24 protein-coding genes are annotated in these 25,094 nt (G+C 37.3%); 4 read left to right on the top strand and 20 right to left on the bottom strand.

Annotated features, from left to right (window positions below; all coding sequences use genetic code 11):
- Positions 1–190: 190 nt before the first annotated feature.
- Together AC4J95_RS02020 and AC4J95_RS02015 are read right to left on the bottom strand one after the other, a co-directional pair.
- Positions 191–1,567, bottom strand: coding sequence for a hemolysin family protein (locus AC4J95_RS02020; protein WP_494548400.1), 1,377 nt, complete (start codon positions 1,565–1,567; stop codon positions 191–193).
- Positions 1,568–1,679: 112 nt separating this feature from the next.
- On the bottom strand, positions 1,680–2,804 hold the full coding sequence (locus tag AC4J95_RS02015) for an AI-2E family transporter (protein ID WP_494548399.1): 1,125 nt from the start codon (positions 2,802–2,804) through the stop codon (positions 1,680–1,682).
- 76 nt (positions 2,805–2,880) lie between these two features.
- On the opposite strand from AC4J95_RS02015, the gene AC4J95_RS02010 reads away from it, so the two are divergent.
- The gene (locus AC4J95_RS02010; protein WP_494548398.1) at positions 2,881–3,315 is read left to right on the top strand and encodes a GNAT family N-acetyltransferase; all 435 of its coding nucleotides are present in this window, start codon (positions 2,881–2,883) and stop codon (positions 3,313–3,315) included.
- A gap of 139 nt (positions 3,316–3,454) precedes the next feature.
- Here AC4J95_RS02010 and AC4J95_RS02005 read toward each other — a convergent pair whose 3' ends face one another.
- From AC4J95_RS02005 to recX, 4 genes are all read right to left on the bottom strand, one after another.
- On the bottom strand, positions 3,455–5,200 hold the full coding sequence (locus AC4J95_RS02005) for a DUF6056 family protein (RefSeq protein WP_494548397.1): 1,746 nt from the start codon (positions 5,198–5,200) through the stop codon (positions 3,455–3,457).
- A 394-nt stretch (positions 5,201–5,594) separates the two neighbouring features.
- Positions 5,595–6,128, bottom strand: a complete 534-nt coding sequence (ntdP, locus tag AC4J95_RS02000) for a nucleoside tri-diphosphate phosphatase (protein ID WP_010740416.1) — start codon at positions 6,126–6,128, stop codon at positions 5,595–5,597.
- A 98-nt stretch (positions 6,129–6,226) separates the two neighbouring features.
- The gene (gene mutY, locus AC4J95_RS01995; protein WP_494548396.1) at positions 6,227–7,378 is read right to left on the bottom strand and encodes an A/G-specific adenine glycosylase; all 1,152 of its coding nucleotides are present in this window, start codon (positions 7,376–7,378) and stop codon (positions 6,227–6,229) included.
- Positions 7,371–8,168, bottom strand: coding sequence for a recombination regulator RecX (gene recX / locus AC4J95_RS01990; RefSeq protein ID WP_494548395.1), 798 nt, complete (start codon positions 8,166–8,168; stop codon positions 7,371–7,373). The genes mutY and recX overlap by 8 nt, the downstream gene beginning before the upstream one ends.
- 180 nt (positions 8,169–8,348) lie before the next feature.
- Between recX and rlmD the strand changes: the two genes are divergently transcribed.
- Positions 8,349–9,722, top strand: a complete 1,374-nt coding sequence (rlmD, locus tag AC4J95_RS01985; protein ID WP_494548394.1) for a 23S rRNA (uracil(1939)-C(5))-methyltransferase RlmD — start codon at positions 8,349–8,351, stop codon at positions 9,720–9,722.
- A 90-nt stretch (positions 9,723–9,812) separates the two neighbouring features.
- Here rlmD and AC4J95_RS01980 read toward each other — a convergent pair whose 3' ends face one another.
- From AC4J95_RS01980 to AC4J95_RS01970, 3 genes are all read right to left on the bottom strand, one after another.
- Positions 9,813–11,075, bottom strand: a complete 1,263-nt coding sequence (locus AC4J95_RS01980; protein ID WP_494548393.1) for an LCP family glycopolymer transferase — start codon at positions 11,073–11,075, stop codon at positions 9,813–9,815.
- 249 nt (positions 11,076–11,324) lie between these two features.
- Positions 11,325–11,933 (bottom strand): superoxide dismutase, encoded by a 609-nt coding sequence (locus AC4J95_RS01975; protein ID WP_316403338.1) that lies wholly within the window; start codon positions 11,931–11,933, stop codon positions 11,325–11,327.
- A 72-nt stretch (positions 11,934–12,005) separates the two neighbouring features.
- Positions 12,006–12,473, bottom strand: a complete 468-nt coding sequence (locus AC4J95_RS01970) for a GtrA family protein (RefSeq protein ID WP_494548392.1) — start codon at positions 12,471–12,473, stop codon at positions 12,006–12,008.
- Between the two features lie 162 nt (positions 12,474–12,635).
- Between AC4J95_RS01970 and AC4J95_RS01965 the strand changes: the two genes are divergently transcribed.
- Positions 12,636–13,451, top strand: coding sequence for a DUF1189 domain-containing protein (locus AC4J95_RS01965; RefSeq protein WP_494548391.1), 816 nt, complete (start codon positions 12,636–12,638; stop codon positions 13,449–13,451).
- A 71-nt stretch (positions 13,452–13,522) separates the two neighbouring features.
- On the top strand, positions 13,523–14,470 hold the full coding sequence (locus AC4J95_RS01960) for a phosphoglycerate dehydrogenase (RefSeq protein ID WP_494548390.1): 948 nt from the start codon (positions 13,523–13,525) through the stop codon (positions 14,468–14,470).
- Between the two features lie 12 nt (positions 14,471–14,482).
- Here AC4J95_RS01960 and AC4J95_RS01955 read toward each other — a convergent pair whose 3' ends face one another.
- The 11 genes from AC4J95_RS01955 to AC4J95_RS01905 form a co-directional block, all read right to left on the bottom strand.
- On the bottom strand, positions 14,483–15,415 hold the full coding sequence (locus tag AC4J95_RS01955; RefSeq protein ID WP_494548389.1) for a glycosyltransferase family 2 protein: 933 nt from the start codon (positions 15,413–15,415) through the stop codon (positions 14,483–14,485).
- Between the two features lie 11 nt (positions 15,416–15,426).
- Positions 15,427–15,720 carry a HesB/YadR/YfhF family protein gene (locus tag AC4J95_RS01950; RefSeq protein WP_494548388.1) on the bottom strand — a complete coding sequence of 98 codons (294 nt, stop codon included), beginning with the start codon at positions 15,718–15,720 and terminating at the stop codon, positions 15,427–15,429.
- Positions 15,721–15,732: 12 nt separating this feature from the next.
- The gene (locus tag AC4J95_RS01945; RefSeq protein ID WP_494548387.1) at positions 15,733–16,398 is read right to left on the bottom strand and encodes a potassium channel family protein; all 666 of its coding nucleotides are present in this window, start codon (positions 16,396–16,398) and stop codon (positions 15,733–15,735) included.
- 86 nt (positions 16,399–16,484) lie between these two features.
- Positions 16,485–17,117: a response regulator transcription factor gene (locus tag AC4J95_RS01940; RefSeq protein WP_316403330.1), complete on the bottom strand. Its 633-nt coding sequence runs from the start codon at positions 17,115–17,117 to the stop codon at positions 16,485–16,487.
- Between the two features lie 148 nt (positions 17,118–17,265).
- Entirely contained in the window at positions 17,266–18,366 is a 1,101-nt protein-coding gene (locus AC4J95_RS01935) for a sensor histidine kinase (protein WP_494548386.1), read from the bottom strand.
- Positions 18,363–19,085 carry a cell wall-active antibiotics response protein LiaF gene (liaF, locus tag AC4J95_RS01930; RefSeq protein WP_494548385.1) on the bottom strand — a complete coding sequence of 241 codons (723 nt, stop codon included), beginning with the start codon at positions 19,083–19,085 and terminating at the stop codon, positions 18,363–18,365. The genes AC4J95_RS01935 and liaF overlap by 4 nt, the downstream gene beginning before the upstream one ends.
- A 135-nt stretch (positions 19,086–19,220) precedes the next feature.
- Positions 19,221–19,700 carry a transcription elongation factor GreA gene (gene greA / locus AC4J95_RS01925; protein WP_494548384.1) on the bottom strand — a complete coding sequence of 160 codons (480 nt, stop codon included), beginning with the start codon at positions 19,698–19,700 and terminating at the stop codon, positions 19,221–19,223.
- 95 nt (positions 19,701–19,795) lie between these two features.
- Positions 19,796–20,938 (bottom strand): endolytic transglycosylase MltG, encoded by a 1,143-nt coding sequence (mltG, locus tag AC4J95_RS01920; protein ID WP_494548513.1) that lies wholly within the window; start codon positions 20,936–20,938, stop codon positions 19,796–19,798.
- Between the two features lie 676 nt (positions 20,939–21,614).
- Entirely contained in the window at positions 21,615–22,565 is a 951-nt protein-coding gene (locus AC4J95_RS01915; RefSeq protein WP_494548383.1) for a glycosyltransferase family 2 protein, read from the bottom strand.
- Between the two features lie 66 nt (positions 22,566–22,631).
- Positions 22,632–23,582, bottom strand: a complete 951-nt coding sequence (locus tag AC4J95_RS01910) for an NAD-dependent epimerase/dehydratase family protein (RefSeq protein ID WP_494548382.1) — start codon at positions 23,580–23,582, stop codon at positions 22,632–22,634.
- Between the two features lie 26 nt (positions 23,583–23,608).
- Complete coding sequence (locus tag AC4J95_RS01905) at positions 23,609–25,015, bottom strand: lipopolysaccharide biosynthesis protein (protein WP_494548381.1); 1,407 nt, start codon at positions 25,013–25,015, stop codon at positions 23,609–23,611.
- Between the last annotated feature and the right edge of the window lie 79 nt (positions 25,016–25,094).

Below are 25,094 nucleotides of genomic sequence, written 5' to 3'. Positions count from 1 at the left end.
CGCTCAATCTTAAGCGGCGGTTAGTATTGTCAATCAAAACTCTCCCTAGAGTAAAATATTCTGCTTTCAACTTGATCGTAAATTTGCATAAAATCAAAATTTCATTTCGAATTCGACTTACGTAAAAACATAAAAAATCAGGCCTCCTCTCGAGAGTCGAGATTAAGGCCTGAAATAATTATGTTTCTTCTTAGCGACGAGGCTCATCGTCCTCAAAATCTTTGGTGAACAAGCGACGTTCTTCTTCCGGTTGCACATCTTCGTGCTCTTCTGGGTGGAAAATTGCCCGCAATGTCAATACACGAGAACCTTCCATTTCTTCGGAGATCAAGGTTAAATCGTCCACATCAAAGGAAAGCTTCTCTCCTTCATCAGGGATCGTCCCTAGAGCTGTGATTAAATAGCCTGCCATCGTATCGACATCGCTCATGTGCAAGTTTAAATCAAACTCTTCATTGAACTCATCAATCAGCATCTTGCCGTTGATTAAGTATTCATTGTCGCCGACTTTTTCGTAAAGCTTTTCAACTTCATCGGATTCATCATCGATCTCGCCAACGATTTCTTCCAATAAGTCTTCGAGTGTCACTAATCCGACCATCCCGCCGTATTCATCTAGCAAAATAGCCATTTGGTTTTGCGTCTTTTGCAATTGATAAAGTAAGTCATCGATGAAGATTGTTTCCGGTACGAATAAGGGTTCTTGCAAAATCTTTTGCAAATTAATATTTTCAAAGCCAAATTGGCGCGCGGATTTCAGCAATCTTTTCGTATGCAGGATTCCCACGACTTTATCTTTATCTTCATCATAGACTGGTATTCTCGAGTAACTTTCATTTAAAATCTCATCAACATTTTCCAACACTGGATCATTGATATCAATCATAAAAGAATCTGTTCGAGGAACCATAACTTCTCGGGCAACTTTGGTATCTAATGAGAAAACACCTTGCAGCATCTCAATCTCATCATTATCCAACACGCCTTCATTTTCTAGCATATAACGCATTTCGTCACGGGTCATCTTCGTGTCTTCATCATCAAACGTCATTGGCGTGATTTTTGCCAACAGGTTTGTTGAAGCCGTCAACAACCATACGAAAGGTTTTGTGATTACTCCTAATTTACGAACAACACCGGAAGTAAATTGCGCTACTTCTTCAGTCTTGGTCATGGCAATTCGTTTGGGGTATAATTCACCAAATACAATTGAAACATAGGTCAATAACATCATGACGATCGCCGCAGCAGCTGTTCGCGCAATCGCACTGCCTCCTAATAAAGGCGCTAGACGAGCAGACAAGCTATCCGCCAAGGAAGCCCCTGACAAGATGTTGACTAACGTAATTCCTACTTGAATCGTTGATAAGAAATTATTCGGACTTTGAATAACCTCCAACAACTTCTTCGATTTTACGTTACCCTCTTCTGCTTTTTGTTCTACTCGGTTTTTATTGACCGATACCACCGCAATTTCAGCCGCAGCTAAAAATCCGTTGATTAACGTTAAAACTACTAAAAGACCTAGTTGTAAGATTAACGACTGACTATCGGGGTCAGCATTCATAATTGCATTCGCTCCTTATTTTTAAGTGTAAAAAAAGTGGCACAAAGGCCACGATAAAATCGTATCACATCGGTTGTTTTTATGCAATCTTTTCCGAACGAAGAGCCATTCGCTAGCTTAGAAATTCTTGTTCACGCTCTTCTTGTTTACTCTGCTTGAAGATTTTCACTACGAAAATTACCAATGTCCGTAAAATAGCATAAACTGGGACTCCTAGAAAGACTCCTAATATACCAGAAAGATTCCCAGCGACTAATAAGATTAAGATAATCGTCAATGGATGGATATTCAATGATTTCCCGATCACATTTGGATAGATCACATTGCCATCGATCTGCTGAACGACCAATACGATTAAAATACATAACAATGCTCTAGTTGGCGAATCGAAAAATGTATAGATCAGCGCTGGAGCCAAGCCCAAGTAAGGACCTAAGTATGGAATCAAATTCGTCAGCCCTGCGATTACTCCAAACAAGAAGGCGTAATCCACACCAATTAGTAAATACCCTAGAAAGGTAAACGTTCCGACAAACAAACATTCAATCGCCTGCCCACTAATATAATCCGATAACGTCTTATTCAGTTGCTGCAAAAGACCTTTGATATTGTCACGCTGTTTTTCAGGAAAGAGCCGTTCGATATTTGGGACAAGCTTCTCGCCGTCTTTCAACATGTAAAAAAGAATAAACGGTACAGTTATCAGCAATAGAACGACTGTTGTGATTTTCCCAATTACTGATCCCAAACCATTTGTTACGCCTGTTAAAGTCTGTTGAATAATGCTTCCTGCTGATACATCAAGATTGTTGATATATTTATCAACATCCAATTCTTTGAAAAGTGGGAAACGAGTGGCATTGTCTGCCGCTTCCTGAAGCCAAGTCTGCATATTGCTGATAAACCCTGGAATATTTTTAGCCAAGGAAACCAACTGTTCAACCAGATTTGGAATCACACTCATAAAGATCAACACGATCATGCCAATCAATAGAATAAAGATTAACGCTATTGCCACTATCCGTTTAACGCCCATTTTCATCAACAGATTCACTAGAGGATTCAATAAATAATACAAAAAGCCGGCGATCAAGATCGGGGCAAATAACGTAGTAAAGAATGTTCCGATCGGTTGAAAAACAAAGTCAATTTTTGATGATACCAAAATCAAGGTTGCAATAACTAATAGCTCAACAGACCAGAACATTAATTTTGAATTTTTAATTTTCTCAAACATCCATCTACTCCTTTTTTTTAATTTAGTTTATAGTATACATCAAGTGGAGAAAAATCCCCTTTAGGAAGGTGTCATTATGAAAATTTTAATTACTAAAGATACGATGAGCGAAATCTATCTCGACGCTGTTCGCATCCGGCAAAAAGTATTTGTCCAAGAACAAGGCGTGCCTGCCAATCTGGAGATCGATGGGAATGAAGCCTACTCCGTTCACTTCGTTCTCTATACAGATGACAAGAAACCGGCGGCGACCGTTCGGTTATTGCCATTAGATGACCAAACATTTAAACTTCAACGTATGGCTGTTTTAAAAGAGTATCGCGGCAAAAAACTTGGTGCTGCTATTGTGGCTGAAGCAGAAACCTTTGCTAAACAGCAAGGGTATAAAACAATAGAGCTAGGTGCGCAATTATCGGCAGAAAAATTCTATCAAAAAATGGGCTATGTTACATATGGTGAAGTTTTTCAAGATGCTGGAATTGAGCATGTTCACATGAAGAAAGAGTTGTAAAGAGTTGTAAACACTTGTTACAGTCATTGATATTTATGTACATTTGAAAAACAAAATATTAAACGGCAATATTCTCAAGTTTCTATATCCTTTGAGAATATCGCCGTTTTTAAGTTCTATCATACTTAGAACAAAACCATCACTTTTTCATATTAATAGAATATTTTACAGAGTTTGTTTTTGTGGTTGGGTTGTATATCCCTACATCAACACTAGAAATATCTTGAGGTCTGATATTATCAATAGGTGAAGAGAAAATATACTTTCCATTTACCGAGAGTTGATTATTTAAAGAAATATCAGCATTGAACCTTGTAATACTTTTGAGAGAATCTCTTTTCCAGTTAACGTGAATAAATAACAGGAACTCATCCGCGGGATACAACTCTAATAAACTATTATCGAACGTCAAATTAATACTGTATCGATTGATTGCGCGATCATCAGGGAAAATATTTATTGATTTTAAATGTACTCCCTTTCCAAAAGATTCATTTAAAGGAGTCTGTTTAGTGTTTACGAGATTTTTATTACCATAATCAAAGCTAAAATCTTTATCAAAAAGTACAATCTTTGTAGACGCATCGACATCGTAATAGGAATTAAGATCCCCTTGGAACATATCAATACTGTCAGAAGGGTTATACAGTTTACCAACATAATAATTTGGAATATGAATACTCTTTTGATTTCTCTTCTTTCCATCTAGAATGGCTTGCTCTCTTACATCGAATTGTCCACGTAACGAAACCACGCTCTTAGTAGAGTAATAATAAGTGAACATAAATGGTAGAAAAAGTAATACAATTAAATAAGTAATACTTCTTTTAGGAAGCGGTACTCTTATATACAGCAAATCGTTCAAAAAGAAAGCAATTGAAATCAGAAATAGAACTAAGGAACCATTCAGAGATCGAAGAGCCACAGGAAAAACATAGGAGCCTCCAAAAGCAGCGTTAGCTATTATTGCCGAGAAGAAAAATATTAAACTATATGTCATATTCTTTTTTTGTGGAAACTGGTGTCTTAGCAAATAAATAAATCCAATTAGTATGAATGTTACAAATACCCATGAGAAGCTTTTAAACGTCTCGATGAACCATGGAGAAGAAAAATAATTCCAGAGTCTGTGGAACAGAGTCTGTTCACGTGAAACTTGAAAAGCTGGATGTTGAAGCCTCTCGTGTTGACCTGGAGATAATAGTAAGGACAACGTCCCAATGATTGTAAAAGGCAGACCAAGTAAGAATGTTTTCTTTTCTTTCTCAATTAACAGAAATACTATTGTAAGTAAAACAACCACAATAGAAGTATTCTCGTTGGAATTTCCTGCTAGCAACCCCAAAATAGGGATGATCAGAAAATGCCATAGTTTCAATCTTCTATCTTTTAAGAAAAAAATTAAAGAAAGGTACATCACTATAAAAAAGTTCGTAAGAATATAATTTGTAAAACCAACTGTCCAAAACGACGTTTGTCCTAAATTTGGATTGGCAATCCAATAGAGCAAAAATATAACAATAAAATTATTAGTATTCCACGTATAGCTTTTGTTGAAAATTGAAGGTAATTGTGAAATTAAGGATATCAAGCCTACCCAAACAATTGCTTTAAAACAAATGTAAATAATCGGTGGAAGTTGTAGCAATATTAGAGAAGCTACATCTGCCACAAGCCGACCCGACCAATTCATATATCGCCATGATATATCTGACCACTCAGAGTTATTCGTAATATAAATAAAGTCATCACTTGAGATTGGGGTGAAAAATAGAGGAATTATAATCAGGATAGTTGCTATCCCTATACACAAAAAAATATTTAAATTGTTGTTAGCTTTGAACTTTTTATTAATCTGCTTTTTACTTCTTCTTAATTGTTCCAAAATAAATTCTCCTACTTATACAATATTATTCATTTAGTGTAACAAAGACACAAACAAAATCCAATGACTGATTGAAAATAAACAAAAGACAACAAAACATAGTAATCTCAATAAATAGAATTTGAAAAATAAAAAGTTCACTTAATCTTAAAACTAATGAACTCATTCAAGTTGTACTTTTAGAAAGATTAAAATAGAATAGCAACAGCAGCTATTCCCTCTAAATCCTATCTATTGTTGAGACAGTTTATAACGATGGATAATTCTTATCAAACTGATCTATGCTAGCGATCGTGCTAAAAGAATTTGACAAAATTACACTTTCAAGTTTTAGTATATTATTAGTTAAAATAATAAAGTAAAAGCTGAACCATTTCTGGTACAGCTTTTTTCTCTACTTTCGCGACAATTGCTTGTAACGATCATACCAAATATCAATATAGCCTTGGGAAAAAGGCCCCTTTTCATTGTTGATCCAGTCCACTAAGATCTTGACATTCTCCTTGAGGATATAATCAATTTCTTTAGAGTAATGCATTTGCTGACTATGGGCTTCATATTCATCCACGTCTAATAGACGCTTCTCGCCGTCCGGAAAAACTTTGACATCTAAATCATAATCAATATACTTTAGTGCCTCGTCATCTAATACATAAGGTGATGCTAGATTACAATAATAAGAAACTCCCTTCTCTCGAATCATTGCTATTATGTTGAACCAGTATTTTTGATGAAAATAAACGATCGCTGGTTCGCGAGTGACCCATCTTCTGCCATCTGATTCTGTGACCAATGTATGGTCATTCAAGCCGATCAGTGAACACTCACTTGTTTTTAATACCATGGTATCACGCCACGTTCGATGCAAACTGCCGTCGTGTTTGTAACTTTTGATCGTTACAAACTCTCCTTCTTTTGGAACTCCCATAGCTACCCTTCCCTCAGCGAAAAAAAGATTTCGCATTTGTTTGGGTGTTATCACACCGACATCAGAATTATTATAGCAATAAAATCTAAGATTGCCTACTAATCTTTGTCGTCAGCTAAATTATTTTCAAAAACTTCCAACATTTTCTGCTGTGGTTTTGGAAAAACATAATCGGGAAAATCATCAGGTTTTACCCATCGGCCATCAATTGTCAATGGCGCAGCACTACGACCGTAAAAAACAAGAATATGCCAGCGCAGATGACTAAAAACATGCTTCACTTCACCTAAGATTTTTTTCTGCCAGATCACTTCTTGATCTGAAAAGAAATCTGGACTATCCTCAGCGACATTAGAGCTAGAAAATAAGTCCCAAGCGGCTGGATCGTATTGCTCCTGGAGCTCAGTATAACGAGCGGCGTTGATCTCCTCTAATGGAAATAGCCACATGTTCGCCAAAAGGCCTATTTCTGATCGCTTTTTCAGAAAAATTTCTTGCTGCTGGTTTTCAATGATGCCAGCTACGTAGTATACATCTTTTGGTTTCTGCTTTTTAGATTTCACCGGAAATTCCGCTTGACGATTTTCCTGATAGGCTTGACAATACTGTTGAATCGGACAAACTTCACATTGTGGATTCGTTGGCGTGCAAATACTGGAGCCTAAGTCCATCATTGCTTGATTGAAATCTCCTGGTTGAGTTTGACTGATAATTTTCCGCATCGCTTCATCAAAAATCGTTCGACTGCTAGCTTTCGCAATATCTGCTTCAATACAGAATAAGCGACTAACTACACGCATCACATTGCCATCAATCGCTGGTTCAGGTATCTCAAACGCAATGCTGCTGATTGCTCCAGCAGTGTAGGGACCAATCCCTTTCAAGGAGCGAATGTCTTCAACCGTTGTTGGAAATTCCCCTTCGAAATCTTCCATGATCTGCTTTGCTGCCGCCTGTAAATTGCGAACCCGAGAATAATAGCCTAAGCCCTCCCAAACTTTCAGCAATTTGTCTTCTGGTGCCTTTGCCAAATCCTGAATCGTTGGAAATTCTTCCATAAAACGATAGAAATAATCGATCACCGTATCAACTCGCGTTTGCTGCAGCATAATCTCCGAAATCCAGATACGATAAGGATCTTGATTATAGCGCCAAGGTAGATTCCGCTTTTCCTGCTGATACCACATCAAAAAATCCGCCTGAAAATCTTCCACCTCTGAAGCTGTCCAATTCTCCCATCCCTTACTCATCTTCTTCCTCTTTTCCACGAATAAAGGCATCAATTTGATCTAGCTGGAAGCCTTTTTGGTACAAACTCTGTTTTACTTTTTGCCGTCGTTTTGGTGGTTCAAAGCGCTGATTTTTACGCCATAATTTTTCCCCTTGCATTTCCAATGCATCGTTTTCCTGTTCTTCAACTTCGGAAAAATCCATTTCAGCTAAAACATTCTTACTAATATCGCTGTTGAAACCTTTAGTCATCAATAATTGTTGAATTTTCTGCTGTACTTCACGCTGACTGCTGTGATGATATTTTCTCAAGGCTTTTTGTGCAGTTTGTAAGGCCACGTGAAATTGTTCATCGCCTTCATAAAGATAGAGCGCTTGCTGAATATCGTTGTCACTTAAACCCTTTTGTTTTAACTTTTGTTGTAAGACTCGCGGTCCCTTATCTCCTAAACGCATTTGCGTGCGAACATAGCTTTCCCCATAGACAAGATCATTCAGCAAATCCATTTCCTTCAGCCGATCAACAATCTTGTGACGATCCGCGCTTTCGATCTCATTGTCTTTTAAATACGTCCGAATCTCCTTTTCCGTCCGTAATTGATAGCTTAAATAATTCAATGCCATCTGAAAGCCCATATCCTCTTTGCCTTCTTGTTTGATTTCCTCCAACACTTTCTCGTCTAATTCTTGCCCTTTGAGCAAACGATGGCGTACAACAGTATCTTCCGATAACCGTAATTTTTCGCCATTGGAAAATTCCACCTTATAAAATGGGCCACGGCCTTGACTAATCTTTACTACTGTTAACATTTTTTCCCTCCTACTCATAGTTTACATTTATCATAATTGGTCTTCGTAAACCAATAACACTCTGAAATTTCTATACTCGCAAAAATTAATTCTATCATAGATAACCGACCAATCGATAAAAATATGCTAAAATGAATTGCGCTGAAAAGCTGAAAATACTATTTAAGAAAGAGGCTCTTTATGGCTGTTCAACTTAAACCTAATCAAACCCTGACATTAAAAATCAAAAGACTTGGTATCAATGGTGAAGGCATCGCTTATTACAAACGTCTAATCATTTTTGTGACTGGCGCGCTGCCCAATGAAACAGTTGTTGCTCGGATCACAAAAGCTACTCCGCGTTTTGCTGAAGCCAGCTTAGTAAAAATTACGAAAAAAAGTCCAGATCGTATCACTCCACCATGTCCGATTTACGAAGAATGCGGCGGATGTCAGCTGCAGCATCTTGTTTACAACAAACAATTAGACTTTAAAAAAGATTTGTTGCGACAAGCACTGGAAAAATATAAACCCGCAGGCTATCAACAGTTTGAACTACGGGACACGATTGGAATGGATGATCCTTGGCATTATCGTAATAAGGCACAATTTCAATTGCGGAAAAATAAACAAACAAAGCAAGTCGAAGCGGGGCTTTATCAAGCAGATTCCCATCAGTTGGTTCCTATTAAAGATTGTTTGGTCCAAGAACCGACTACTCAAAAAGTGATCAATACTATCACGAACCTCTTATCAAAATACGACATGTCGATCTATGATGAACGAACAAACTCTGGAATCATGCGTACTCTGATGGTTCGTATCGGCATTGAAACTGGTGAAGTACAGTTAGTGTTGATTACAAAAACCAAAAAGCTGCCTCAGGGAAATGCTTTGATTCGAGAAATTACGAATAGACTGCCGGAAGTTGTTTCAATCATGCAAAACATCCAGGACAAAAAAACGTCCGTCATTATGGGCGATGAGACGATCCATCTTTGGGGCAAGGAAGCCATCAATGAAAAAATAAATGAAGTAAGCTTTGAACTTTCACCACGTGCTTTCTTTCAATTAAATCCAAAACAGACAAAAGTCCTTTATCAAGAAGCCATCAATGCTTTAGATTTATCAAGTCCGAAAACAGTAGTAGATGCCTACTGTGGTGTTGGAACAATTGGACTGTCTCTAGCTAAACAAGCCAAAGAAGTTCGAGGAATGGATATCATTCCGCAAGCGATTGATAACGCGATGAAAAATGCAGAGGCGATGAGTTTGACAAATACCCATTACGAAGTTGGGACAGCTGAAAGCTTGCTGCCGAAGTGGTTAAAAGAAGGCTTCGCACCTGATGCAATCGTCGTTGATCCGCCGCGAACTGGTCTAGATGCGAAGCTATTAAAAGCAATCCAAGAATCACCTAGCCCGCAAATGGTCTATATTTCATGCAACGTGTCAACACTGGCCCGTGATCTTGTCAGTCTAACAAAAATCTATCGTGTAGAATATCTGCAATCCGTTGATATGTTTCCACAAACCGCACGCTGTGAAGTGGTCGTAAAGCTGTCAAAAAAATGAACCTGTTCCAAAGTTTTTAACAAATAATATATTATATAGATTGTGAAAAGGCGAAAAAGGCGTGACCAGAATTTGGTCACGCCTTTCAATTTAGTAGCCTGCAGCTGGTTGTCCATAGACATCGCTTTGTTGTCCCACACCTGCATTAGGATCTGTCGCTCCGCCATAACCTTGATTCGGATCTGTATATCCTTGGTCATATTGGTTTGAATCGCTATAGCCCTGATTATTTTGTGCAGTATCGTCGTTCTGTTGATAACCACTATCTGTACTTGACGAATCTCCGTAAACACCGTTATTATCATAACTATTCGGATCATCGTAGCCTGGTGCAAATTGACTGGTATCCTCACTTGCCTTGCCATCAGAATCATCATAGAACAAAGTATCCGCATCGGTTTCCTTCAGATTCGATAAAGTTTCATCTGTCGGTATTTCTAATTGCTTCTTCAATGTATTTTGAATATCAAGCAATTCATTTACCCCTAATATCTGGTAATAAATCTCATCAATCATCTGACTCTTACCAACTAATTGTTTTTGTTTGATCGTATCAAAAGCGGATAGATAGTTGGTCCCAATATCCATCATATCGTCCCAATCTAAATCCGTCTTCATATTTTTCTCTACTGCCTTTAAGATTTTCCGATAATTTCCGACACCATTAATGGACATCGCTTTCCGTAAAATCTTAGTAACCACTTCTCGCTGCCGTTTCTGCCGCCCAACATCGCCTTCTGGATCTTCGTAACGCATACGCGCATATGCTAGACCTTTTTCGCCGTCTAAAGTCTGTTTTCCTTTCTCTACATGAATGCCATCTAAAGTAAAGTCAATTTTATTATTCACTTCAATTCCACCAACGGCATCAATCAAATCTTTTAATCCACGCATATTGATTGATACATAATGATCCAGAGGAATATCTAATAACGTTTCAATTGTATCCATAGACATTTTTACTCCACCAAAAGCATACGCGTGATTTAATTTGTCATTCGTTCCATAACCGACGATTTTAGTCAAAATATCTCGATCTAAACTGACAATCGTTGATTTTTTTTGTTTTGGATTAATTGTCACTACCATCATACTATCTGAGCGTCCTTGATCGGAACGACCTAAATCACCGGTGTCTATACCAGCAAGAAGAATTGAGAACGGCTCTGCATTGTCGATGTTCGGTTTATCTCCGCTTTCACGTTTTAGGCTTGTTCGTTTGACGGTTTGACGGATATTGCTGATCATTTTGCTCGCATCATTTGTCACTTGAACAGCATAGTATGTAATCCCACCAATAAATAAATTCAATAGGATCAACAATCCTATGATAACTTTTTTCCACCGACTCATAGCACACCTCTATCAACGAATTTTTTCGTTTTATTTTCTCACAGATCACCCGTCTGTTCAACCGCAGCAAAAAAATAATTAGTTTTATATAATGGAAACTTATAAAATAATGATTATTAATTTACCGTTCGACTTAGAGTTATACCATAAAAATATGAAGAATTTTGGAAGAGACAAAATTTAAATAGATGATTCCACAAAAAAAATGGAAAGACCGAGTACTCCAGTCTTTCCAATTCATCATTTTGATTATTTAGCAGCTGCTAAATTTTCGTTTGCTTGATCCCAATTTACAACATCCCAGAAAGCTGCAATGTAGTCAGGACGTACATTTTTGTATTTCAAGTAGTAAGCATGTTCCCAAACATCTAATCCGATGATTGGTGTTTTACCATCCGTTAATGGGCTATCTTGATTAGCAGTTGAAGTAATTTCTAATTTTCCATTATTCATTACTAGCCATGCCCAGCCAGAACCAAAACGGCCTGTTGCTGCAGTTTTAAATTCTTCCTTCATTTTTTCAAAGCTGCCGAACGCTTCATTGATTGCATCTTTAATTGCGCCTGTTGGTTCGCCGCCAGCATTTGGCGCCATAATTTTCCAGAAGAAGCTGTGGTTTGCATGCCCGCCACCATTGTTACGTACTGCTGTACGAATGTCTTCTGGAACTTCATTTAAGTTCGTCACAAGTTCTTCAACTGATTGCTCTGCTAATTCTGGATATTTTTCAATCGCAGCATTTAAATTAGTTACATAAGTGTTATGGTGCTTGTCATGATGCAAGTGCATCGTTTCAACATCGATATAAGGCTCCAATGCGTCGTAGCCATAAGGTAGATCTGGTAAAGTATAAGCCATAGTTCAATTCCTCCTTAAAATATCTTACATCTTAACTGTAACAAACATTGCAAACTTCTTCAAAACATCTGCCTACTGTGGAGAAGAATTCGTTTTCTCATCCTCAATAATCTCAACTTTTTTGAAAATAAACACTTTACTGAAAACATAATTGGCAACAACGACAACGACTTGAGTAATTATTTTTGCTATTAGATTACCAGTGTGCAACATATCGATAAATAGATACATACAAATCATATCCATACCAAATGATACCACACGAGCAAAAACAAATTTCCCGAATTCCCAAGCTAGTTCTTTGAAATTTCCGGTTTTTGATTGAAAAACCCAAACTTTATTCGTAACATAAGCAAAAAGAACAGAACAGATCCACGAAATAGCGTTAGAGACAGGCCAGCTTAAATGAAATAATTGAAAGGCCATTGCATAGGTAACAATATTTACAACAGTCGCAAGACCACCAAAAAACAAATAAATAAAAACTTCCCACAGTCTTTTTTCTTCTAAATAATTTTTAAATGCATGATAGATTTTCATGACTACTCACTTTCTTATTCTTCTCTTCTTTAAGTACGATAGCGAACCGAGAAATAATAGTCAATTCTTTCTTGCATTCTTTTTACATTTTTACAGTTCGTCTTGTTATTTCAAGCCTGTTTCGCTACAATGGCTCTTGTATATAAAGATTGGAGCGATCACATGACTTTTCGTCAATTAATCAAAGGATCCCTATTTCGCTTTGAGGATCTAAAATCAGCAAAGGATACGCCTTTTTGGAAATCGATTGTTTATCTGCTAGGATTGAGTCTGCTCTTAGCTATTCCGAGTGTCTATCAAGCGCTTCAGGTAATGAATCAACTAAAGGCTGATAGCTTGGAAATCGCTGAAAAAATTCCCGATTTCACAATTGAAAATGGCCAAATCCATACAGATCAACCAGAAAAAGGCTTCATCTATCAAACCAATTCAATTATTTTGACCTTTGATCCTGCGGGAAAACGTACGCAGCAAGATGTTGAGAAAGATTTGATCGGAAATTATTTCAGTGTTGGATTATTGAAGGATCAGGCTATCGTAGTCTTACCGGATTATGGTGGTGTTAGTTCCGCAATGTTCGGTGACAATGTTCTGAAATTCTCGTACAAACAAGCCCCATTAAAAAATATGACTGGAGATAAAATAAGAACTGGTCTTGAAGATTTGGAAATACCCATTTGGACTCCACTGATAATGCTGTTAGCAGGAATTTATCCTTCCTTCATTAACTTATTTATCACCTTGATCTTTGCAGGTATTGCCGGTATGATCGTAGCAAAACTGAGATTACGGCGAGTGACTTTCTTTGAATGCTTCAAAACAATTATTTTCTGTGCAACGATTCCAACTATCTTAGCTACTATCGTGCTACTGTTTCAACCAAATTTCGACTCAAGCATACTCATAACTCTTATCAGTTTGTTTATCTTTTTCCAAGTCATCAATCATTTTCCAAAAATTGAATTACCAACCAGTTAACTGCTTATGAGTCAATAAGCAGTTTTTTTTCGCAAGCTTTGTTAAAATGAAATTGAAGTGAGGTATAAACCATGACAAAGCCAATTATTTACTTACAGAGAACCTTTCGTGAGGAATTTATAGATAAGATTCAGACAATTGCTCCCGATTATCAAATCAAAACAGAATTAACGAATGCTGACCTATCCGCTGTAGAAATCTCAGTCGGCTGGTCAAAACACTTTAGTGAGACATTACTAGCATCTGACAACTTGAAATGGGTACAGTCGATTTCAGCAGGGGTGGACTATTTACCGTTAAAGGATTTTTCTGATCGAAACATTCTACTATCTAATGGCAGTGGCATTCATGCGCTATCAATCAGTGAGCATATTATCGGTGTCCTGTTAGGCTATTATCGAGGATTGAATGAGGCAGTAAAAAAACAAGAACAGGAAACTTGGGCGCAAGACTCAATTCATTACGATCAGCTTTCCGGTAAAAATTTATTAGTGGTAGGTACCGGCCACATCGGGCAGCAGCTTTCCAAGTCAATTCACAGCTTAGGTGTAAATGTTTATGGGATCAATACTACCGGCCATCCTGCTGAAGGGTTTGTTGAGACCTACTCTATTAAAAATATGGCGAAGATTGTACCTGAGATGGATATTGTGGTAGGAATCTTACCTGGAACTCCCGAGACCTATCACATTTTCAATAGCGATATTTTCGAAAAAATGAAAAAGACCGCCGTCTTCATAAACGTCGGTCGTGGTGACACCGTTCATACTAAAGAATTAACTTTAGCTTTGGAGCAGAAAAACATTGCTTTTGCCGCTCTCGATGTATTCGAAGAAGAACCCTTGCCAAAAGAAAATAAATTATGGAAACTCGATAACGTGCTGATTACACCCCATATCTCTGGTATGACAGTTGATTTTCAAAATAAATTTATGAAAATCTTTTTGGCCAATTTAAAGAGCTATGTTACGGATAAAGAATTGTCAGTTAATCAAGTCGAGTTAAAGCGCGGATACTAAAAAAGTTGGAGATTATTTCTCCAACTTTTTTTCAGTCTCTTTGACAATATATACTGGGCGTTTCTTAGTTTCCATAAAAATCTTTCCAATATACTTTCCAATGATACCGATACACAACAATTGTACCCCTCCTATGAAGAGGACAATTGTCACCATTGACGGCCACCCCGCTGTCGGATCACCAAAAAGTAAAGCACGCACGATAATAAAAATCATTGCGATCACAGCAACTAAGCAGGAAAAAGCTCCTACAAACGAAGCAATGTTCAACGGTGCATCCGAAAAATTGACTATTGCATCAATTGAGTAATTGAATAATTTCCAAAATGACCATGACGTTTCTCCTGCTGCACGTTCACGATTTTCAAATGAAATATATTCTGTCTTGAATCCAACCCAACTAAATAACCCTTTTGAAAAACGGTTGTGTTCAGTTAATTCTAAAATTGCATCCACCATTTGTCTGGTCATTAAGCGATAGTCTCTCGCGCCATCGACCATCTCTGTTTCACTAATTCGATTAATTAATTGGTAAAATTTCTTTGCAAAAAAACTGCGAATTGGTGGTTCACCTTTGCGGTCTGCCCGGCGAGTTCCAACACAATCAATGTCTGTTGTTTCGATCATCTCAATCATTTGTGGAAGTAGCTCTGGCGGATCCTGTAAGTCAACATCCATGACAGTTACAAGATCACCAGTTGATGCTTGCAACCCCGCATAAAGTGCCGCCTCTTTTCCAAAATTGCGTGAAAAAGAAATATATCGAACATAATCGTACCTCAGTGCTAAATTCCGCAAAACTTCTAAGGTTTTATCCTTTGAACCATCATTGATAAAAATATACTCAAAGCTATGAGAGACTTCCTTTTTTACTTTTTCCATCTCCGCAAAAAAAAGAGGAATTGCTTCCTCTTCATTAAAGCAAGGAACAATTACTGATATCATTCAAGCCACTCCTAAATTTGGTTAAACTCATACTTAGGTTCATCTAGTTCTATATCGTAATCAACGACTAGATCGTATCCTTTGAAAAACCATTCGTCGGCCTCTTCAATATAAAATAGTTGATCTTCTAGTGTTGTTTTCACAAGTGGACTTTCTGGATTATCCACTGACATTCCTACTGAAAAACCATCGTGTACCTGTGTTTTTCCATAGACTTTGCCATAAAACTTGATGCCTTGTCCTTTTTCTAATTCAAGTTCGCGTTTGAACCATTCTTGGGCTTTTGGTGTTATTGTTAACTTCATTTATTGAACCACCTATCCATTCATTTTTTCATCTAAATAATCTACGTCTTCATCACGACCGATCACCACTAAATGATCATTCTTTTGCACGACCTCTTCCGCTGGCGGAGTTACGATCGGATCTTGGTTGTCACGGCGGATCGCTACTACATTCAAGCCAAAGCGCTGACGAAAGTCCAGTTCATCTAACGTTTTCCCATAGAATTTCCGATTGGTTACATTAATTTCTGCTAAAGAGAATTCATCTGAAAGCTCTAAATAATCTAAGATATTTTTTGAAACTAGATTATGCGCAATTCGCTGCCCCATATCACGTTCAGGATGAACGACGCGGTCAGCACCGATCTTTTCTAACACACGCGCATGGTATTCATTTTGCGCCTTAGCTAAGATGTTTGGCACACCCATCTCTTTGACCATCAAAGTCACTAAGATACTCGCTTGGATATCCTCACCGATCGCCACAATCACATGATCAAAGTTACGGATACCTAACGATCGTAAAGTCATCTCATCCTGTGCGTTTGCGACTACGGCATGAGTGGCGATATTCATATACTCATTTACACGATCTTCGCTGCTGTCGATCGCCAAAACCTCTTGTCCCGATTCAATCAGTGTCCGGCACATACTACCACCGAATCTACCTAATCCAATGATCACAAAACTCTGTTTCATATTATCTCCTCGCACTAAACTAGTCATTTTTTATTTCACTTTCTAAGTATAGCAAAGAACGGGTTGATAAAACAGAGATGAACTCTCTATTTTATCAACCCGTGTTTAAAGGCATAGATCGCTGCTTGTGTCCGATCTTCTACCTCCAGCTTAGCCAAAATATTGGATACATGTGTTTTTACTGTTTTCAACGTGATGAATAACTCATCGGCAATTTCTTGATTACTCATTCCTTGCGCGATCAATAGCAATATCTCCTGTTCGCGATTCGTCAATTCTTCATGCAGAACATGACGGTTACGATTTGATAATTGCTCCATCATCTTTGTTGTCACTTCTGGTTCTAGGACCCGCTCACCATTGAATGTTTTTCGGATAGCGTTCGCAATCTCATGAGCAGTCGATGTTTTCAGCAGATAACCAGATGCCCCTGCTTCAATTGCTGGATAGACCTTCTCATCATCGATAAAACTGGTTACAATCAAGATTTTAGCCTCTGGCCATTCCTTCAAAATTTTCTTAGTTGATTCGATTCCATCCATTACTTCCATCACTAAGTCCATTAAAATTACATCCGGCCGAAGATCCATTGCCTTCTCGTAGCCTTCCTCGCCATTTTCCGCCTCGCCAACGACCTCTACATCCGCTTGGATCGATAGATAAGAAGAAACGCCTAAACGCACCATTTCGTGATCATCCACTAATAACACTCGTATCATATTCTGCCTCCTTGTATATTCGATTTGTATGACCTTTGTCATTCAACTATAATGCAATCCTACTATTATTTGAACTGACATCCTTATTTCGCTTCTATTGACATTGCCAGACACTATCTGACAACAGAATTTTAAATTACTAAAACGATTATTCATTTCCATTCGCTGCTAATGAGCTTTCAATGTTTGAATTGGCATCTTCAACAACCGGAACTTTAATCTCAATACTCGTTCCTTGACCTTTGAAACTGATGATCTTAGTTGAGCCGCCAACCCCAGCGATTCGTTCACGAATATTTCGCAGTCCATAGCTCCCAGCATGTTCATCTTTAGCTTCAAAGCCGACCCCATCATCGATGACACGCAGCAAGATGCTCTGACCAACAATTTTCAGATAGACTTCCAACTCATTCGCTTTCGCGTGACGCAGCGTGTTGGAGAGTAATTCTTGTACCACACGGAACAATTGGTCTTCGATACCAGCCGAAACCTGGATATCTTGGACATCCCATTTTAATTGAATCTGAATCTTTGTCTGCAGCTCTTTCAGCAGCTGCTCGATCCCTTGCCGCAGGCTCTTTCCTTCTAAACTGATAGGTCGTAAATGAAGAAGCAATGCCCGCATTTCTGATTGAGCCGCGTTGATAATATCGGCTACCATCGCCAGTTGCTTTTTGTAGGGCTCTAGTTCTTCCGAATGCTGAGACTGCTCATTCAGGGCTGACATCATCATCATCGTCGCAAACAGCTGTTGAGAAACTGAATCGTGCAATTCTCGGGCTAAACGATGCCGTTCTTCTTCTAAAATCTTTTCTTTAGTCGTCCCATCCACCATTTGCGGCTGATTACTTAATTGCTGCAGTTCCCGTGACATACTGACTAGTTTTTCTTTGATCCGTTTAATATCATGATCTACCAGAAGCATCTCTTTATTTTGAGAGATGGCAACATCTAAAGAAGGCTGATCGTAATCACCAGAAGCTAAGTTCTGTAGTTTCCCTTCGATTTTTCCCAGTTGTCGTTTTTCTAAAAACGTCACAAGAAAATAGACTGCCGCACTCACAGTCAAGGAAATGACGATAATGTGAACAAATAAAGGGATATAAAAAATTCGTGCTACAAACAATTGCCCAAACATCTGCTTTTTACCAATTGCGTACATGTACAAAAATAACGTTGTCAGAATCAATAAAAAGGAGATCAGCCCAGAATAAAGGGAAATTTGTAAACGAGAATATTTCCCCATCATACGCGGATCACCTCGACATCTCCAACCAATGTATTGGTCACAATTTTTAATCTTCGAGGACTTTCATCGTAATCCTCACTATACATCTTGATTGTTTCATTACGAAGAACCTGTGTGTCCTCATCAAAATCAACTTTCCCATACAATGTCGCATGTTCGAAAAGAATACCGATCCCATAAGGAACTAATATACGTGTCCTTCCAAAACCCTTACGAACAATCACTATACTATCCTCTTTCGGCAGTAATGTATTTCCTAGGTCAACGATCGTATCTCCAGCTAGAACTGCCACGTTAATATCATCCCACTCGAAAACTTGTGTCCCGATTCGATCATTTCCAATCCAGCTTTGTTTCTTCCGCTCGCCATTATGACTCGTCGGATCGGTGGTTTCCACCATCACGATGCTCTTTTTATTCTTTAAGGATCGATTCGGCATGGAGATGCCTGCAATTTCAAACCCCTTAAGGCCAAGAAATATTACAGCAAAAATCAACATCAACCAAGTCGCAGGACTATTCACTAAACAGATGATTAAAATCACAGAGCCTAAGATCAATTGAAATTTTCGACGACGGTGTTTTCGCAATGCCCAGTATATATTTAATGCGCCAAAAAGCAGCATAATCAACATCGCAGGATTTGAAGATAATTGCCATAATAAGAAAATTGCAAGCAAGGCTTCAATTACAATGAAAAAGCGCCACGGACTTTTCATTTTGTCTTCCTCCCAACTTTTTATTTATACCTTATTCTACTTTCTTTACGTTCTAATTACTATCGGTCTAAGGTCGCAACCTCCGTCAATAGAACCTAAAATAAAAGAGGCGACCAGCGCCTCTTACGTTTATTTCTAATTTTGTTTTACATTAACGATCTTGACTTCCATGTTTCCGCCTGGTGTCGCAATTGTCACTATATCTCCAACGCTTTTACCAATCAGCGCTTGTGCAATCGGTGAATCATTTGAAATCTTACCAGTCAATGGATCTGCTTCGGCTTTCCCAACGATCGTATATTCTTCTTCTTCGTCATCAGGGAGTTCAACAAAAGTTACTGTCTTGCCGATTGAGATTTCATCTGAGTCAACATTTTCGTTGTCAATAATTTGCGCAAAACGAATCATATTTTCTAAAGTACTAATACGTCCTTCAACAAAAGCTTGTTCATCTTTAGCAGATTCATACTCAGAGTTTTCAGATAAATCGCCAAAGCTGCGAGCGATTTTAATTCTTTCAATAATTTCTCCACGTTTTACTGTTTTTAATTCTTCTAATTCCTGCTCTAACTTTTCTTTTCCTTCTAGAGTCATTGGATATGTTTTTTCTACCATTTTTCTTCTCCTTCAATCAACAAAATTACGAAAGGTAATCCTTTATAGATTTTATCCACAAAAGATTACCACGTAATTACTGTAATGTAAATTGTTTATTTCTCTTTATTGACATATTTTTCAACCAATTCCATATGCTCTTCATAAGTTTTAGCATAATAAACTTTTCCAGTTGAGATATCAGCTACAAAATAAATATAATCATTCTCGGTTGGATCAAGCACAGCTAGAATTGCTTCCTGACTTGGATTATCAAATGGTCCAGGTCCAAAACCAGCATTTGTATACAAGTTATACGGCGAATCAACTTCTGTATCCTTGATCGTGACAACCTCTTTATGCTCACCTAACGCGTATAGAATTGAAATATCTGATTGCAGCGGCATTTGTGCTTCAATTCGGTTAAAGAAGACTTGTGCAATCTTCTTACGATCAGATTGAGTGACGCCTTCTTTTTCCACCAATGATGCTAAAGTCATGACTTCTTGGACAGTTAACCCTTTTTCTTTGATTTGACTATAGTAAGGGGTTAATACTTGATTCATCGTATCAACCATCTGTGTCACTAAATCTTCCAGACTCCTATTTTTGTGAACATTATAGGTTGCTGGGAATAGGTAGCCTTCTAAGCGATAACGCACGTCCTTGGCATTACCGGCGTCTGTTAACAAATCAGGATACTGAGCTTTCAATTGATCGAAGAATTTTTCATCTTTCATTACTTTGATGAAATCTTCTTTCTTGAAGTCTGTCTTTTTAGCAACTAAGCTGGCAATCTTATCAACATCGTAGCCTTCAGGAACAGTTAGTTTAGATGCATCGTCCAATGGTTCAGCACTGCCTCCCTGCTGTAACTCCTTACTGATTTGATCTAATGTCATGTTAGGTGAAAATTGATAATAACCCGCTTGAAAATTCGTTAAATTTTTGAATTTCGTATAAAAGTTAAAGACCATCCCATCGCGAATGACATCTCCTTCTTCTAAAATATCACCTATCTGACGATTTGAAGATCCACTTGGAACTTCTACCTGTACAAGTTTTTTATCGTTCTTATCTAACGGCTTTAACCCAGCACTGACATAATTATAGCCTGAGATTGCTAAAATTCCGGCGACGATCAAAATCCCAATCGTCAATATATAAACGATTTTGCGGACGACCCGATCCTCTTTGCGACGTTCTGCTCGTTTCAAGTTGCTCTCCTCACTTAAATCCCCTTCAAACTCATCATCCATACTACGAAGCTCATCAAACTTCTCACCTAAACGGTGGAAAATTGATGGTTCTTCTTCAGTATTTCCATCACTTTTGGGCTGCTTTTCAACCTGATCTATCGATTTCTTTGCAACAGCAGCACCTTTGGCGGTTTTATAAGATTCTAAATGACGGGATAATGCTTTTTTATTTGGTACTTTTGAAGGTTCAGACTTTTGCTCTTTCTTTTTAATAGCTTTCTTTTCTTCAACAGTTGTATTCTTAGTTTCTTTTGGTGACTCAACCTCTGTTTCAGAAACTTTATCATCTGAAATATTTTTTTCTTTCGGTGGTTCCTTTTTTTCTATTTTCTTTTCGACTGGCTTAGACTTCTGCTCAGAGACCGCTGATGTTTTCTTACTTTGTCTGTTGCCAAATAAGCGCTCATAAGACGAAGCTAAATCGTCATCATCGCTAGAATCTTTCTTTGCTCCTAAAGTTCCAGATTTCGTCGTCTTTTTTTTGGTTGACTCTACATCACGATTTTTCTTTCCCTCTTCTAAAGCCCGCATAATCTGCTCTTTAAAAGATCCTTCTTCTGAGTGTTGGTTTTGATCCTCAGACAAAAACAACTCCTCCTTACTTCATGTCATAACTTTAACCATTATACATGAAATGAAAGAGGAGGGAAATGTAAAATTTATTTAGTTAAGGAAATTATATTTTTTTCTTTTTACTTTCTTCTTCATACAAACGATACAAGTTTAACTCATACTCTTTTTTGGCATTTGTGACTACTGTATCCAGGATTAATCCCGTAATTAACAACAACAACGAAAAAACCATTAAGCCTGTTGCTAATATCGAAGAAGGCACTTTAGTAATAAAACCTGTGCGAACAAACTCATTGATCACTGGTACACCAAAAATCAGTCCAAACAAAAAGAAAATTAGACTAATAACAGAGAAAAACAATAACGGCTTATAATCTTTGAACATCTTCAAAATCGTCAATAAAACTTTGATCCCATCAGAGTAAGTATCTAGCTTCGATTCACTACCTTCAGGTCGGTCACGATAATCTATCGGAATCTCTACCAGTTTAAAACGCTTATCTAAAGCATGTATTGTAAATTCTGTTTCAATTTGAAATCCTGAGCTCATTACGGGAAAACTCTTAACAAACATTCGGTTGAATCCGCGATAGCCAGTCATTACATCCTTGATATCCGCTTGATACAAACCATTGATTGAGTTCTTGACCAAGTTATTTCCAAAATCGTGAAAGGCTCGTTTATTCTCGTTAAAATACGTCCCGTTGGATAATCGATCTCCAATCACCATATCCGCTCTGCCTTCTTTTAAAGCTGCAATTAGCTCTTTAGAGTTTTCAGCTGGGTACGTATCATCACCATCTACCATCAAATAGTAATCTGCCTCTATATCAAAAAACATCTGACGTATAACATTTCCTTTCCCTTGGCGTGGTTCCTTTTTTACGATTGCTCCTTCATTCAGTGCAATTTCGTACGTATTATCTGTTGAATTATTGTCATAGACGTAGATATCCGCTTCAGGCAGTTCCCTTTGAAAATCATTAATTACTTTTTTTATCGTTAACGATTCATTATAGCAAGGGATAAGGATAGCTATTTTTTCATTGTTCATGTTTACTCTCCTAACTTCACAACTATATATCATAATACCAAAAAAAAGTCGGATGCGCTCCGACTTTTAAATCAAATTTTCAGATTCTAAATATTTTCTCATGCCTGCTTGAACACTAAAGTTTGGTTTAAATCCTAAACTCTTTAGTCTGGAAATATCAGCAACTGAGTCCTTAATATCTCCATCTCTTTCTGCTTCATACTTTACAGGCAACTTGATATCTAATGCTTCATTAATTACTCTAATTAGTTCATTTAAATCAATTGCCTCTCCAGTTCCAACATTAAACTGTCTACCTAAAGAATCTTCTTTACTCGCTACAAGTAATAAAGCCTGAATAACATCCTCGACGAAGACAAAGTCGCGTGACTGCGAACCGTCTCCAAACAAAGTAAATTCAGCCTCTGCTCCTTTTTGTAGTTTTTTGTACCGATCTACTAAAATAGAGATAACACCGCTATATGGTGATTCTGGATTCTGATTTGGTCCATAAACATTAAAGAAGCGCACAGCACTAGTGCGTATACCATACAGATGATTATAATCCAATACATATTGCTCTGCAGCAAACTTGTCAACTGCATAGGGAGTTAGCGGACGAATTACAGATTCTTCCTTCTTAGGTAAAGTTGGCTCATCTCCATAAACTGCTGCTGATGAGCTGAAAACTAACCGTTTTAAATCTTTTTGATATTTTTTGATTAGTTCTAGCAGCATCAAAACACTTTCAAAATTTATTTGGTGTGTTTCTACCGGACGCTCGACTGAATCTGCCACACTAGCAATTGCAGCCAGATGGAAAATATAGTCGAAAGTATTTTTTGAAAGAATTTCATTCATTAGCTCTTTATCCGTAACTGAACCATTAACAAATGTAAGGTTTGAATTTTTTACTAAGTTCTCCTCTTTCCCCATCGATAAATCATCAAGAACAATTACAGAACTTTTTTTAGATAAATGATTGGCTAAAGTAGAACCGATGAAGCCGGCTCCACCTGTGATTAAGATACTTCTCATTACATTATCCACCTCTGATTAAAATTCTATTTCTTTGAACGAATAGTACGTCTTATTGTTTCAATCGTTCCTTTTACAATATCTCCATTTACAAACAACAGGATTATTAAGCAGATAGTCTCCAAGATTATTAGTATTAGTCCATCGAATTTAAAAATTAAAAAAACTTGAAGAGCTAAGACAATGTGATTTGCTACAATATTCTTAATATCTATTTTGACAACAATAAACTTACTTGTATCATAGATTCGGATCATCCAACCAACAAACAAACTTATCATAGAGGCCAACCCGACACCTATTAAGCCGAACATTGAAATAAACACAAAGTTAAGAACAATACTTAAAATACCAGAAATAATTGAAGTATTCATTAATCCTCTTGTTTTCTTTTCTGCTATATAAAATTGCCCATAAAAACCAATAAACCCTGAATAAATCGCTGAAATTAATAAAAATGGAGTGACTTCCCAACTGGTAAAATATGAACTCTGAACAAGATTACCCAATAACCACTTCAATATGACCATAATTGAAGATGCAGTAAAAAAAAGTAAAAATGCATAATATTTAAAAATATTTGCATGGAACTCACCACGATTCTCAGAATCAATCTCTTCAACTAATGAAATCTGCCAAGCTTGAGAAAATACAGACTGCATCATAGAAATCACTGAGGGTATCTTGTTTGCTACAGCATAAATTCCGTTTGCTCCTACTCCTAAAAAATATAGAATGAAATACCGGCTGGCACTGTTCACAAACCACCATAATACGTCATTGGGAATTGTCGGAACAGAAAACATTAGCATTTCTTTGATAAAACTTTTACTAATCAGTTTAGCCGAAAAACTTTTAAAGTATGGCGTCGTTATTGAAAGATAGATCAAAGAAATAATTTCAGCAAGTATTAGAGAAATAAGATAACCATTCAAGCCCATCTTTAAAACCACTAAAAAATAAATATTCAATAATCCGATTGCTAATGTCTTAATCATACCGTTAAAGGCAAAAACTCTTACTTGACCATTACCTCTGGCAAATTGAGCAATTATTTGTGTGAAAATTTGAATTGCTAACAGCGTTATAAACGCCAATAATATTTTATTAAACGCTCCGGTTAAGGACAATAAAGGATAGCAGAGAGCAGTAATTAAGATACCTATTAAAGCTATTACTGTTGAATTGGTAACCACGGCTTTCTTATCTACGCCTTTATCTAACGCAAAGCGCAAAACAGCAACAGATATTCCTCCAGATACTATTGGAATCATTAAGCTGACTGTTGTTGTTACTAAATCAACTTGTCCATATTCTTTAGTCGTAAGATAATATGTATATAGTGGAACTAGGACAAATGAAATTAATTTACTTCCCAAATTTCCTACTGCAAATATAAACGAATTTCCTACTAACTTTTTGTATTTACCCATATTAACTCAATATACGACCTTTCGGAATAATTTTAAACAAAAGAGAACATTAGCAAATGCCTATACATTAAGTTTTCTT

This window comes from Enterococcus sp. GPZ-007, from assembly GCF_059374735.1.
The sequence above is the reverse complement of the archived record's forward strand: the minus strand, read 5'-3'. Positions and strand labels throughout refer to the sequence as shown.

Coding starts and splice junctions, on each gene's coding strand:
- AC4J95_RS01960 (WP_494548390.1), top strand. CDS start 13,523: ATGACAAAGCCAATTATTTACTTACAGAGAACCTTTCGTGAGGAATTT.
- AC4J95_RS01965 (WP_494548391.1), top strand. CDS start 12,636: ATGACTTTTCGTCAATTAATCAAAGGATCCCTATTTCGCTTTGAGGAT.
- AC4J95_RS01950 (WP_494548388.1), bottom strand. CDS start 15,720: ATGAAGTTAACAATAACACCAAAAGCCCAAGAATGGTTCAAACGCGAA.
- AC4J95_RS02010 (WP_494548398.1), top strand. CDS start 2,881: ATGAAAATTTTAATTACTAAAGATACGATGAGCGAAATCTATCTCGAC.
- AC4J95_RS01935 (WP_494548386.1), bottom strand. CDS start 18,366: ATGATGGGGAAATATTCTCGTTTACAAATTTCCCTTTATTCTGGGCTG.
- AC4J95_RS01970 (WP_494548392.1), bottom strand. CDS start 12,473: ATGAAAATCTATCATGCATTTAAAAATTATTTAGAAGAAAAAAGACTG.
- AC4J95_RS01915 (WP_494548383.1), bottom strand. CDS start 22,565: ATGAACAATGAAAAAATAGCTATCCTTATCCCTTGCTATAATGAATCG.
- mutY (WP_494548396.1), bottom strand. CDS start 7,378: ATGAGTAAGGGATGGGAGAATTGGACAGCTTCAGAGGTGGAAGATTTT.
- AC4J95_RS01910 (WP_494548382.1), bottom strand. CDS start 23,582: ATGAGAAGTATCTTAATCACAGGTGGAGCCGGCTTCATCGGTTCTACT.
- AC4J95_RS01975 (WP_316403338.1), bottom strand. CDS start 11,933: ATGGCTTATACTTTACCAGATCTACCTTATGGCTACGACGCATTGGAG.
- recX (WP_494548395.1), bottom strand. CDS start 8,168: ATGTTAACAGTAGTAAAGATTAGTCAAGGCCGTGGCCCATTTTATAAG.
- AC4J95_RS02020 (WP_494548400.1), bottom strand. CDS start 1,567: ATGAATGCTGACCCCGATAGTCAGTCGTTAATCTTACAACTAGGTCTT.
- AC4J95_RS01945 (WP_494548387.1), bottom strand. CDS start 16,398: ATGAAACAGAGTTTTGTGATCATTGGATTAGGTAGATTCGGTGGTAGT.
- liaF (WP_494548385.1), bottom strand. CDS start 19,085: ATGAAAAGTCCGTGGCGCTTTTTCATTGTAATTGAAGCCTTGCTTGCA.
- greA (WP_494548384.1), bottom strand. CDS start 19,700: ATGGTAGAAAAAACATATCCAATGACTCTAGAAGGAAAAGAAAAGTTA.
- mltG (WP_494548513.1), bottom strand. CDS start 20,938: ATGGATGATGAGTTTGAAGGGGATTTAAGTGAGGAGAGCAACTTGAAA.
- rlmD (WP_494548394.1), top strand. CDS start 8,349: ATGGCTGTTCAACTTAAACCTAATCAAACCCTGACATTAAAAATCAAA.
- AC4J95_RS01980 (WP_494548393.1), bottom strand. CDS start 11,075: ATGAGTCGGTGGAAAAAAGTTATCATAGGATTGTTGATCCTATTGAAT.
- AC4J95_RS01905 (WP_494548381.1), bottom strand. CDS start 25,015: ATGGGTAAATACAAAAAGTTAGTAGGAAATTCGTTTATATTTGCAGTA.
- ntdP (WP_010740416.1), bottom strand. CDS start 6,128: ATGGGAGTTCCAAAAGAAGGAGAGTTTGTAACGATCAAAAGTTACAAA.
- AC4J95_RS02015 (WP_494548399.1), bottom strand. CDS start 2,804: ATGTTTGAGAAAATTAAAAATTCAAAATTAATGTTCTGGTCTGTTGAG.
- AC4J95_RS01940 (WP_316403330.1), bottom strand. CDS start 17,117: ATGATACGAGTGTTATTAGTGGATGATCACGAAATGGTGCGTTTAGGC.
- AC4J95_RS01955 (WP_494548389.1), bottom strand. CDS start 15,415: ATGATATCAGTAATTGTTCCTTGCTTTAATGAAGAGGAAGCAATTCCT.